The 11,501-nt window shown below is 65.3% G+C and carries 9 protein-coding genes; all 9 read right to left on the bottom strand.

All coding sequences use genetic code 11. The annotated features are described in order from the left end of the window. Positions 1–119 precede the first annotated feature (119 nt). The 9 genes from AC1RRC_RS02320 to AC1RRC_RS02280 all read right to left on the bottom strand — a co-directional run bounded on the left by AC1RRC_RS02320 (position 120) and on the right by AC1RRC_RS02280 (position 11,499). Complete coding sequence (locus AC1RRC_RS02320) at positions 120–3,704, bottom strand: family 78 glycoside hydrolase catalytic domain (RefSeq protein ID WP_493053629.1); 3,585 nt, start codon at positions 3,702–3,704, stop codon at positions 120–122. A gap of 163 nt (positions 3,705–3,867) precedes the next feature. Beyond that, positions 3,868–4,647, bottom strand: coding sequence for a ThuA domain-containing protein (locus AC1RRC_RS02315; protein ID WP_493053628.1), 780 nt, complete (start codon positions 4,645–4,647; stop codon positions 3,868–3,870). A 118-nt stretch (positions 4,648–4,765) separates the two neighbouring features. Then, on the bottom strand, positions 4,766–5,680 hold the full coding sequence (locus AC1RRC_RS02310; RefSeq protein ID WP_493053627.1) for a GntR family transcriptional regulator: 915 nt from the start codon (positions 5,678–5,680) through the stop codon (positions 4,766–4,768). Between the two features lie 112 nt (positions 5,681–5,792). Next, positions 5,793–6,122: an L-rhamnose mutarotase gene (locus tag AC1RRC_RS02305; RefSeq protein ID WP_493053626.1), complete on the bottom strand. Its 330-nt coding sequence runs from the start codon at positions 6,120–6,122 to the stop codon at positions 5,793–5,795. 81 nt (positions 6,123–6,203) lie between these two features. Then, entirely contained in the window at positions 6,204–6,968 is a 765-nt protein-coding gene (locus tag AC1RRC_RS02300; RefSeq protein ID WP_493053625.1) for an SDR family NAD(P)-dependent oxidoreductase, read from the bottom strand. Beyond that, positions 6,961–8,280: an L-fucose:H+ symporter permease gene (gene fucP / locus AC1RRC_RS02295; protein ID WP_493053624.1), complete on the bottom strand. Its 1,320-nt coding sequence runs from the start codon at positions 8,278–8,280 to the stop codon at positions 6,961–6,963. The genes AC1RRC_RS02300 and fucP overlap by 8 nt, the downstream gene beginning before the upstream one ends. A gap of 79 nt (positions 8,281–8,359) precedes the next feature. Continuing rightward, positions 8,360–9,226 carry a fumarylacetoacetate hydrolase family protein gene (locus AC1RRC_RS02290; RefSeq protein ID WP_493053623.1) on the bottom strand — a complete coding sequence of 289 codons (867 nt, stop codon included), beginning with the start codon at positions 9,224–9,226 and terminating at the stop codon, positions 8,360–8,362. A 31-nt stretch (positions 9,227–9,257) separates the two neighbouring features. Continuing rightward, the gene (locus AC1RRC_RS02285; RefSeq protein WP_493053622.1) at positions 9,258–10,280 is read right to left on the bottom strand and encodes an aldo/keto reductase; all 1,023 of its coding nucleotides are present in this window, start codon (positions 10,278–10,280) and stop codon (positions 9,258–9,260) included. 1 nt (position 10,281) lies between these two features. Beyond that, a complete protein-coding gene (locus AC1RRC_RS02280; RefSeq protein WP_493053621.1) occupies positions 10,282–11,499 on the bottom strand; it encodes a UxaA family hydrolase in 1,218 nt (405 codons plus the stop codon). Positions 11,500–11,501 lie beyond the last annotated feature (2 nt).

Below are 11,501 nucleotides of genomic sequence, written 5' to 3'. Positions count from 1 at the left end.
ATAGTCAAAACGCTCAAGACCGACATGAAATTCAACAGGATGCGCGGTCACGCAAGGATCCCCTGGCGGGCATACCGGAATGCAGGTCGGCATGCGCGCCAGCTTGCGCTGCCGGACGGTTATTGCGCGGTGAAGCGGTACTTGCCGGACACGACTTCGAACACGGCCTTTCCGCCTTCGAACTTGACGAACCGGGCGCCAGGCGACGCCCCCGCTTTGCCGTCGATCAGCACGGCGCCGGCGCGGCTGGCCGGAATCCATACCGTGGCGGTGGTATTGGGTGGCACCGTGAACGCATATTCCGTCTTGCCGCCCTTTTGCGTCCAGCTGCTTTCGATCCGGCCATACATCGAGTCATAGCGGCCCTTCGCGTAGCGCAAGCCACCAGTGGGGTCGGTTTCCGGCTTCAGCATGAAATGTTGAAACCCCGGATTGGCCTCGTCGCGCGCTATGCCGAGCGAATGGTCCATCATCCACGCGCCGACGGCGCCGAACGCATAGTGGTTGAACGAATTCATGGTGTTATTGCCGCCAAAACCATTGGTATGGGTGTACGAATCGAGCCGCTCCCAGATGGTGGTGGCGCCCTGCTCCACCGGATACAGCCAGGACGGATAGCGTGTCTGTTGCAGCAGGCGGTATGCCAAGTCCGGGCGGCCGCTGTCGGACAGCGCGTGGTTGATCCAGGCGGTGCCGATGAAGCCGGTCATCAGCGCATGCGGCGGCAAGTCCGCGCCGTTGTCGCCGCGGTTCGCGCGCTGCACGGTGGTGGCGAGATGTTGCGCCGCGACATCCCTGTCTTTCCCGTCCAGCAGGCCGAATGCCAACGGCAGCACGTACGAGGTCTGCGTATCGACCGGATCGCCCGCGTTGCGCGGCGTGGCCGGGAACTGGTTGAAGGCCGAGCGCACCGTCTTGCCGGATTGCGGATCGATATAGTGGCTGCGGAAAAACCGCCGGCGCTGGTCGATCAGGCGGCCGAAGGCGTCGGCATCCGCGCCCTTGTTCAACAGGGCGGCGAACTTGCGCATGATTTGCAGGTCGCTGATGAACTGCGCTTCCCACAGCAGCGAATTGTCATTCTTTTCCTGCTCCGGTCCCAGCCAGTCGCCCAGGTTGCTCCAGGCGGTGGGGTCTTCCTGGACCAGGATGCCGCTTTGCCGGTCGAAGTTCTTCGCCACGATGTAGTCGATGTAGCGCTTCATCGCGTCATAGTGTTCGGCCACCAGTGCCCGGTCGCCATACTGCTGGTAGCTTTCCCACGCCACGGTGATGCCGGCGCTGCCCCACAGCACGCCACCGAAACCGCCGCCCATCGGCGCCACGTCGGTGAACCGGCCATCATCGCGCTGGGTGTCGCGCATGGCCAGCATGTGCCGGCGCAGGAATTGCGGCAGGTCGGCCAGGTAAGTCGCTGTGCGGGAAAACACGGAAATATCCCCGCTCCAGCCCAGGCGCTCGTTGCGCTGCGGGCAATCGGTCGGCACCGACAGGAAATTGCCGTACGTCGACCAGGTGATGTTTTTCCACAGTTGGTTGACCCGGACATTGGAGGTCTCGTAGTGCGACGCCAGCTGGTGCACGGCGCTGAGCACATGGCCCCCAACCGCCATGAGCGGCAGGGCCCGGTCAATGCCGGTAATCTCGATATAGCGGTAACCGTGCGACGTAAACCGGGGCGCCAGCACTTCGTCGCCACCACGCGCGACATACACTTCCTGCGCCATGGCGCCACGGATGTTTTCAAGCATGACCATGCCCTGTTTGCCGGCATACTGCGCCATGTCGGGATACGTCACTTCCGCAAAGCGTAATACCACCTTCGTGCCGGGCGTCATGCCCGACAGCCGGATTTCCGGCACGCCAACCATGTTCTGGCCCATGTCATACAGAAACACGCCCGGCCGCACCTGCCGCACCGATTGCGCCTGCAGGCGGCGAATCTGGCGCACCGGCTGGCCGAAGTGGGCGCGCAGGCGCCACTGGCTGTAATCGTCGACCACCGGCATCGAGACCTCCGCATTGTAGGCATCGGTGTTGACGTGGCCGGACAAGCCTGCTTCCACCGCAGGTTTCCATGCGGACGCGTCGTACGCCGCCGTGCTCCAGCCGGCGACCCGCCGTTCCCTGGTCGCGTCATATACTTCGCCCTGGAACAGGCTGCCGTAGCGCAGCGGTCCGTCATTGAAGTAGTGCCAGCGCGCCGGATCGCTGACCACCACATCCTGCCTGCCGTCGGCATAGGTGATCACCAGTTTGGCCAGCAGCGATTGGCGGTCGCCGAAGAAATTCCAGTACTGGCCCTGGTAGGTGGCGCCGCCACTCCACCAGCCCTCGCCCAGCATCGCGCCCAGCGCATTGCTGCCCGGCTTGACCAGGCGCGTGACGTCGTAGGTCTGGTACAGGTGGGTGCGGTTGTATTGGGTCAGGCCCGGGCCGAAATAGTCGTCGCCGACCCTGGTGCCATTCAGGTAAGCGTCATAAATGCCGCGCGCCGTCACATACAGGCGGGCCCGGGCGATGCGGCCGGGCCCGGTGGAAAAAGTGGTGCGCAGCATTGGCATGGCGTTCCGGCTGGGATCGGCCAGCACCATCCGGCCCTGCCCGCCCCCCGCGATGCGGTACGCGTCGTGTTCGACCGTGACACCCCGCTCCGCTCCGGCGAAGATGCCGGCATAGGATTTGCCGTCGAGCTGCTCGGAAAAGATGGGGTTGGACGGGCTGCGGTAATTCCGCACTTCCACCTGGGAAAACGCCGCCACCTGGCCGGGCCCGGCGTAAAAGCCGATCTCGCCCACCACCGGAGACGAATCGGCATCGCGGACGAGCGGATGGAGATCGACGTCGGCTATCAGGTTTTCCTTGCCGCTGCCATTGATCTCAATGCGCGTGGCGCCCAGGTTGGAGCTGACGCTGACCTGGTGCGCCTGGTACTGGTTGGCTTGGTTGATGACGGCGAGCGGTATGGCGAACGACTTGAACGGCACATCGCCACGGTCCTGCGGGTGGTAACCGGCGCGGTAGATATTGAGCACCGCGCTGGAGTTCGAGCGCAGCGGCGCGATATCGATTTCCAGCATCAGCCAGGACGCGTCTTTCGCGTTCTGCAACTGGTGCAGATTCTTGAACTTGTCCATCAGGCGCGGATCATTGGCGCCATACACGAAGCCGGCGCGGGTGCTGCCGGACGCCTGGTCCAGCCGCATCGCGTAATGCAGCCTGAACACCGGCAAGTAGTGGGAATACAGCGGCATGTCGCGGTCGCCGCCACCGATCCATTTCGCGCCGCTCCATCCGGCCAGTCCGGCATCGGACACCGGCAGCCCGGTTTCGAACCATGACGCGGCGCGTTGCGCCCGGCCGTGTTCATCCCACACCTCCACCGACCAGTCATACCGCTGCGCGGCGGCCAGCGGCTTGCCGCCATACTCGATGTTGAGCGACTGGGCGCCGCTGACTTTACCGGATTGCCATGCGACCTCGCCACGCTGGTCCTTCACCACCAGCGCATAGGCGGTCTGGCGCTGGCCCCTGGCGCCATCGCGGGCCAGCATTTTCCAGCTGAAGCGGGGGCGTTCGACGTCGATACCAATCGGCGTCTTCGTGTATTCGGTCTGTAAATCCACGATCGCCGGCGCGGCCGCGATGGCGGCGCCGCCGCACAGCAATAACAGTGAAGACAGGGCAATGAGCAGCTTTTTCATAGGTCGCGTAACAGGATGGCCAGCACCGGTTCAGGCATGGCGCGTGCGCTGGTGGCCAGGCATCGCGGCACGGGATAAGCGGGCAGCTTAGCCAGCATATGGCGGGCCGGCAAGCGGATCGACAGTCAACTTGGTGAGCGATTCACGCGCCAGGCCGCGCCGCCTACTCCGCCGTGAAAGTGCGGCCGGTGGCCGCCCAGTAAATCCCGCCATACAGGTGATGCAGGAAGACCGGATCGCCATAGGTGGCCGGCAAGTGGCCGAGCGCGGTGTAGAAGGAGCGGCCGTGATCGTAATGCTGGTACCAGCTGACCGGGTGGAAGCCGCCCATGCCCTTGCTCGAGCCGCCGCCCCACGTGGTTTCCGGCTTGTAGGTGCTTTCATCGACTGTCAGCAGGTACTTCAGCCCGTCCGAGCGCGGCGGCCCGAACTGATACCATTCCTCGGTCGCCAGCGAGCGCGCGGCAAACCGTTCCATGCCGGGGAAATTGCGGTCTTCGACCTTCAAGACCGCCGTCTGCACGGCCGGGTGCCGTTCGAACATCCGGCCCACCAGCCTGGTGTACCACGGCCACCCGTGTTCGGTATCGGCCGCGCTGTGCACGCCGACAAAACCGCCGCCGGCCTGGATATAGCGCTCGAACGCCGCTTGCTGGCGATCGTCCAGCACGTCGCCGGTGGTCAGCAGGAAAATTACGGCCTGGTATTTCGCCAGTTCCTGGTCGGTGAAGACGCGGCCGGCATCCTCCGTCCAGAACACCTTGAAGTCATGCAGCCTGCCCAGTTCCCGCACCGCCGTGACGCCGGCGTGGATCGATTCGTGGTGCCAGCCGGCCGTCTTGGAAAACAGCAGCACATTGAATTGTTCGGCATGGGCGGCGGGTGCGGCCGCCATGGCGCAGCAGGCGAAGCCGCTTTTGAGGAAGTCGCGTCTGTTTGGCATGGTCGGAATGCTACCCCCACGCGCGCGGCGCGGGATTATGAATTACCACAACCGGCGTTTCGAAATTTACCAAGTTGAGCCGTGCCAGGCCGGCCGGGAATGCCTGGCGCCGCTCCCGTCAGTTGGACTGCGCCGTCAGTTCCCGGGCACGTATGCTTTGCAGCAGCGTGCTGCGCGACGAATTCAAATGGATGCGCATGGCGTCGAGCGCACCGGCCACGTCGCGCCGCGCCAGCGCCCGCAAGATGTCCAGGTGCTCGTGCACCGCGTACTGGTTGCGAGCCATCTCTTCGCCCTTGTCCCACTGGTAGTGGTAGTGGAACACCAGCGAGACGATGTCGTAGAAATCCTGCGCAAAGCGGTTGTGCAACAGCCCGATCAGGAAGGTGTGGAAATCGCGGTCGAGCGCGGGGAAGTCCTTGTGGCGGGCCGGCATGACCGACCCCAGTTGTTCGTGCCGCGCGATCAGCTGGTTCAATTGCGCGAAAGCGGGATCGTCCAGCCCCAGCGTGGAAAAGCGTTCGACGGCGGCAAACTCGAACATTTGCCGCACATCGGCCAATTCCATCGCAAACGTGCGGTCGAACGCGCACAGGCGCCACCCGCCGCGCGGCTTCTTTTCGATCAGCCCGGAGCGCGCAAAACCGATCAGGAATTCGCGCACGCTGACTGTGCTGGCGTCGGCGGCGCGCGCCAGTTCCGTCTCCGAGAATTCCGCACCCGGCGGCAAATCGCGCTGGTAAATGCGCTCCATCAGCACATCCCGGATACGGTCGGCGCCGGTCTGCAGTTCGGCCATGTCGAAGTAATCGGCCGCCTGCGGCTTGCGCAGCAGCCGGCGCTCCTTCAAATCGCTGATCAGGCCGCGCGCATGGAAGTACGTGAGCGCGCTGCGCACCGCCGACCGGCTGCCCTCGCCCAGTTCGGCCATCTGGTGCTCGGTCGGCAGCGGTTCATCGATGCCGACGTGATCCTTGATATGCTGCAGCAACAGGTTGGCGCTACGCTTGAAAACTGTGGGAGGTCTGGCCATGGAGTCGATCTGTCGCCGGACTGGCAATCGGATGTGATGTACGGGCCACTATTCTACCGAAACTCGCCTGCATTTTCACAGGATCGCACGGCGCGGCGGATCCCGGCGGTCGTCAGTCCATATGGAACACAGGCTGCATCATGGCCCAGTGCTCGCCTTCGGCCCGGCTGGCCAGCGGCGCCTGGCACGGGGCGCAAAACGTCCACCAGCGCCGGGTCTCCGGATCATCCGCCACCTGGCGCATGTCCGCCGCAAAATCGCTGCCGTGGTATTCCCAGTAGCCAAACAGCAGGTTTTCCGGCTCGCGCAGGAAAATCGTGTAATTGCGCACGTTCGCCGCCGCCAGCGTGGCCAGCACCTGCGGCCAGACCGCCGCATGCAGCGCCTTGTACTCGCCGATCTTGCCGGGTTCTATGCCGATCACCATGCCCATACGTTCCATCGTTCTTCCTCGCCTGGTTTATTCAAATTTGATTCATTCAACCGCCGCGCGGCGCGGCTCCGATGTCTTCCGCCGTCGCCATCAAGAGTTCAGCGTGATAAAACCGCCATCGATCGGATAATCGCTGCCGGTGATGAAGGAGGCTTCGTCGCTGCACAGGTACAGCGCCAGCGCCGCCACTTCGTCCGGCTGCGCCATCCGGCCGATCGGCTGGGTTTTGGCCAGGCGCTCGAACATTTCGGCTTCCTTGCCGGGGTATTGTTTGGCGATGAAACCGTCAACGAACGGTGTGTGGACGCGCCCGGGCGAGATCGAATTGCAGCGGATACGGTCCGCCAGGTAATCCTTGGCCACCGACAAGGTCATGGCCATCACCGCGCCTTTCGCGGTCGAATAGGCAAACCGTTCGGCGACCGCCACCCAGGCCGCCACCGACGCCATGTTGACGATGACGCCGCCGCCGTTGTCGCGCAGGCGCGGAATGGCCGCGTGCAGGCAGTTATAGACCCCTTTGACGTTGACGTTCATGACCCGGTCGAAGTCCTGCTCGGCCGTGTTGTCGGCCTTGCCGATGTGCGCAATGCCGGCGTTGTTGACCAGGATATCGATCGGCCCGATGGCGCCGAACACCGCGTGCACCGCCTCCTGCCGCGTCACGTCGCAGGCGTGCGCGACGGCTTGCCCGCCCGCCTGGACGATCTCGCGCACCGCGTCCGCGCAGGCGGCTTCGCTGATGTCCACGATATGGACCAGCGCGCCCTTGCGCGCGAACAGGCTGGCGATCGACTTGCCGATGCCGCTGCCGGCGCCGGTGATGACGGCTTTCTTGTGGTTCAGTTCAAACATGCTGCAATGCTCCGTTGGATAGCACGGCGGCCTGCGGCCCTGGTTCCCGCGCCGCCGCCCGGGCGAACCAGGCGATCATCAGGAAACACAGCAGCGGCGCGGCGTAGCCGTATTGAAGGTTGTTGGTGGCGTCGCTGATATAGCCGAACAGCAGGGGAATGACGGCGCCGCCCACGATGCTCATCACGATCAGGCTGCTGCCCATTTCCGTATCCGGACCGGCGCCGCCGATGCCGAGCGCGAAAATCGTGGGAAACATGATGGACATGAAGAAAGCGATGCCGATCACCGCCGCCAGGCTCGCCAGGCCGCCGGCGAACATGGCGGCGCCGGACAGCACGGTGCAGATCAGCGCGTAGATCAACAGCAGGCGTGCCGAGGCGACGTACTTCATCAGGAAGGTGCCGGCAAAGCGGCCGGTGACGAACGCCAGGCCGCAGCCCCACCCCAGGTAATCGGCCGCGGCGACCTGCGACAGCCCCGCCGCCTGGGAGGCGTACAGGATGAAGAAACTGAACACGCACACCTGGGCCCCGACATAAAAGAACTGCGCGATCGCGGCGCGCCGGATGGCTGGCTGGCGCCAGGCCCGCGCCACGGCGGCGCCGACCGGGATGGCGGAGGCCGGCGCGGCGATATCGGCGCTACCGCCAGCGCCGGGCTCCGGCAGCTTGAGGAAATAAAAGATCACGGCAATGACCACGATGACCAGCGCGATCGCCATGTACGGTCCCTTGACGCTGGCCGCTTCCGCCGCCAGGGCGGCCTGGCGCAGGGGGGCGGACATCGATTGCAATTGCGCTTCGCCGGCGCCTTCCACCAGGATCAGGCGGGCGCCGGCGATGGGCGCCAGGGTCGCCGCCAGGCCGTTGAACGATTGCGCCAGGTTCAGGCGCTGAACGGCGCGGTCCGGCCTGCCCAGCAGCGAAATATAGGGGTTGGCGGCGGTTTCCAGCACGGTCAGGCCGCAGGCGATGATGAACAACGCCCCCAGGAAGAACGCGTAGCGCTGCGTGTCGGCGGCCGGTATGAACAGCAGCGCGCCAAAGGCAAACAGCATCAGGCCAATAATCATCGTGCGCTTGTAGCCGGCCCTGCGGATCAGCAGCCCGGCCGGCAGCGCCATCAGGAAATAAGCGATAAAGACCGCCGAGTCCACCAGCGCGGACTGCAGCACGCTCAGGCTGAACGCGCGGCGCAGGTGGGGAATCAGGATGGGATCGAGGTTATGGACGAAGCCCCACATGAAAAACAGCGAGGTGATCATCGCAAAGGCAAACGCATAGGTCTGCCGGCTGCTTGGTTCAGTCATGGTCCTGGTGTCTCCAGATCAGGCGCGCTTGGCGGCGCCTTGTGGTGTTGCGGTTACCGGGGCGATGCGCCGCCGCCGGTCAGCCGTCGATCAGCTCGGGGTTCCAGGCATGGACGGTCTGGTTTTGTTGCCCCAGGCCTGCGATGCCCAGCGTGATGCGGTCGCCCGGGCGCAGGTACACCGGGTCCGGCTTCTGGCCCAGGCCCACGCCGGGCGGCGTGCCGGTGCTGATCACGTCGCCCGGGTTGAGCGTCATGAAGCGGCTGATATAGCTCACCAGTTGCGCCACCGAAAACACCATGGTGCGCGTGTTGCCATTCTGGTAGCGCTTGCCGTTCACTTCCAGCCACATGTCGAGGTCTTGCGGATCGGGCACTTCGTCGGCGGTGACCAGCCACGGGCCGACCGGGCCGAAGGTGTCGCAACCCTTGCCCTTGTCCCACGTGCCGCCGCGTTCGAGCTGGTACTCGCGCTCGGACAGGTCGTTGACCACGCAATAGCCGGCCACGTGGTCCAGCGCCTGCGCTTCTTCCACGTAACGGGCGCGCGTACCGATCACCACGCCCAGCTCCACTTCCCAGTCGCTCTTGACTGAGCCGCGCGGCAGCACCACCGCATCGTTGCAGCCGATAATGGCGCTGGTGGCCTTGGTGAACAGCACCGGTTCGGACGGCACGTCCATGCCCGATTCCGCCGCGTGGTCGGAATAGTTGAGGCCAACGCAAATCATCTTGCCGATGTCGGCCACCACCGGGGCGATGCGCACCGGACCGTCAACCGCCGGCAGCGTGGCGGGATCGATCGACGCCAGCTTGTCCAGCGCGGCCCGGCCGAGGTGGGCCGAGGTCAGGTCGGGCAGCACGGCCGACAGGTCGCGCAGCACGCCATTGGCATCGCACAGCCCGGGTTTCTCATTGCCCTTGGGGCCAAAGCGCAGCAGTTTCATAACATTCCTTCGTTTAAATCAGGTAAAAAAATCACGCCGCGGGTTGCGGCACGGGGAGCGGCGCTCCGCTGTCGATCAAGCCGCGCCGCGACAACTCTTGCCACAGCCCGGCGGGCAGCGGCTGCCCGAACCAGGCCGCGTTCTGGCGCAACTGCGCGGCGCTGTGCGCGCCGGCGACGCAGGACACCACCGCCGGATGGGCCATCGGGAACTGCAGGGCGGCGGCCTGGATCGGCGCCGCGTGATCGCGGCAAACCGCCTCGATCGCTTCGACGCGGGCCACGATGTCGGCCGGCGCGTCGTCGTAGTTGAATTTCCGGTTGCCGGCCAGGATCCCGGAATTGAACGGCCCGCCAATCACGATGCCGATGCCCCGCCTGGCGCAGCGGTCCAGCAATGCCACCCGTGCCGCCTGCTCCAGCAGCGTGTAGCGCCCGGCCAGCAGCGCGCAATCGATGTCGGCGACGTCGATCGCTTCGGCAATGATTTCCCATTCGTTGACGCCAAGGCCGATGGCGCCCACGCTGCCCTCCGCGCGCAGTTGCGCCAGCGCGCGGAAGCCGCCGCCTTGCGTCAACTGTTCCCAGTAATGCGCCTGGCGCGCCCCGTGCGTCACGCGCCCGATATCGTGCACGTACAGGATATCGATACGGTCCAGCGCCAGGCGCCGCAGGCTGTCCTCGTGCGAGCGCTTGACGCCGTCGTAGGTGTAATTGAAGTGCGGGCGGAACGGCAGCGGCTCGGCCCAGCCGTTTTCACCCGGCCGCACCTGCGCGTCCGGCAGCATCACCCGTCCCACCTTGGTGCTGAGGACATAGCTGCCGCGTGCACGCCCGCTCAGCGCCGCCCCCAGGCGGCGCTCGGACAGCGTGTGGCCGTAGTAAGGCGCGGTATCGAAATAGCGGATGCCCAGCTCCCATGCGGCATCGACGATGGCCAGTGCCTCGGCATCGCTCATCGGCTGGTACAACCCGCCCAGCTGGGCGCATCCCAGGCCCAGGCCGCTGAGCGCGATGCCGCCGCGTGGCAGCGTGCGCAAATCGCTGGCCCGCATCTCAGGCCGCCTTCAGGGGGAAGCACCCCGGGCCGCTCGGCTCGAACTGCTTGTAGGTCAGGATGAATTCCTGGTGGCCCAGCGCTTCCGAGCAGCTTTGCTCGCCGTTGGCCACGCGCGCCACCAGGTCCACGATCTCGCCGCCCACGTCTTGCAGCGACGCCTCGCCGGTCAGGATGCGGCCGGCATTGACGTCCATGTCTTCGGACAGGCGCTCGTAGGTCGCCGGGTTCGCACAGACCTTGATGACCGGGGAAATCGCCGAACCGACCACCGAACCGCGCCCGGTGGTAAACAGCGTGACATGGGCGCCGCAGGCAATCAATTCCACGATTTCCGCATTGTCCGAAATATTCGGGAAGCCGAACCGCACTTCGCCATCGGGCACCACGTCCAGCAGGTACAAGCCGCCGCCTTCGGGCTGGTCGCCCGGCTTCAGGATGCCGCTGATCGGGGACGCGCCGCTTTTCGCGTAGGCGCCCAGCGACTTTTCCTCCTGGGTCGTCAGGCCGCCATCGGCGTTGCCCGGAGCGAAGCTGCCATGGCCCAGCACCGTGTAGTAGCGGGCGGCCTTGTCCACGCAGGCGACAATGGCCTCGCCCAGCTCCGGCGTGGCGGCGCGCCGCTTCATGTGGAATTCGCAGCCGACCAGCTCCCCCGTCTCTTCGAAGATGCAGGCGGCGCCGGCCGCGACCAGCCGGTCGAACGCCACGCCGACCGCCGGGTTGGCGGTAATGCCGCTGGTGCTGTCCGAGCCGCCGCAAATGGTGGCCACCACCAGTTCCCCGGGCGCCATCGGCACGCGCGGCTGCGGCGCCAGCGATTCCAGCGCCCAGCGCACCCACTCCACGCCATCGGCCACGCTGGCGCGGGTACCACGGTTGTTCTGAATGGTGATGGTATGCACCGGCCTGCCGCTGGCGGCAGCTTCCTCTTCGAGGCCGCGGCGGTTGAAGCTTTCGCAGCCGAGCGAGACGATCAGCGCCGCGCCCACGTTGGGGTGCGTGACCAGGCGCTTCATCATCTTGTCGGCATAATCGTTCGGGTAGCAGCCCGGGAAGCCGATCAGGTGCACTTCCTTGCCGGGGAAGGCATTGACGACCAGGCGCGCCACGTGGTGGGCGCATTCGACGGTATAGGCAACGGCGACGATATTACGGATACCTTTGCGGCCATCGGCGCGCAGGTATCCCGTCAGTGCGGGCATGGTGGTGTTCATGA

It is taken from the genome of Pseudoduganella sp. GW821-FHT12E03 (assembly GCF_058807115.1).
This window is presented reverse-complemented; position numbering and strand designations above follow the sequence as displayed.

What these genes read in the sequence shown, in the direction of transcription:
- AC1RRC_RS02305 (WP_493053626.1), bottom strand. Translation starts at nt 6,122, where the DNA reads ATGGAACGTATGGGCATGGTGATCGGCATAGAACCCGGCAAGATCGGC.
- fucP (WP_493053624.1), bottom strand. Translation starts at nt 8,280, where the DNA reads ATGACTGAACCAAGCAGCCGGCAGACCTATGCGTTTGCCTTTGCGATG.
- AC1RRC_RS02285 (WP_493053622.1), bottom strand. Translation starts at nt 10,280, where the DNA reads ATGCGGGCCAGCGATTTGCGCACGCTGCCACGCGGCGGCATCGCGCTC.
- AC1RRC_RS02300 (WP_493053625.1), bottom strand. Translation starts at nt 6,968, where the DNA reads ATGTTTGAACTGAACCACAAGAAAGCCGTCATCACCGGCGCCGGCAGC.
- AC1RRC_RS02310 (WP_493053627.1), bottom strand. Translation starts at nt 5,680, where the DNA reads ATGGCCAGACCTCCCACAGTTTTCAAGCGTAGCGCCAACCTGTTGCTG.
- AC1RRC_RS02290 (WP_493053623.1), bottom strand. Translation starts at nt 9,226, where the DNA reads ATGAAACTGCTGCGCTTTGGCCCCAAGGGCAATGAGAAACCCGGGCTG.
- AC1RRC_RS02320 (WP_493053629.1), bottom strand. Translation starts at nt 3,704, where the DNA reads ATGAAAAAGCTGCTCATTGCCCTGTCTTCACTGTTATTGCTGTGCGGC.
- AC1RRC_RS02280 (WP_493053621.1), bottom strand. Translation starts at nt 11,499, where the DNA reads ATGAACACCACCATGCCCGCACTGACGGGATACCTGCGCGCCGATGGC.
- AC1RRC_RS02315 (WP_493053628.1), bottom strand. Translation starts at nt 4,647, where the DNA reads ATGCCAAACAGACGCGACTTCCTCAAAAGCGGCTTCGCCTGCTGCGCC.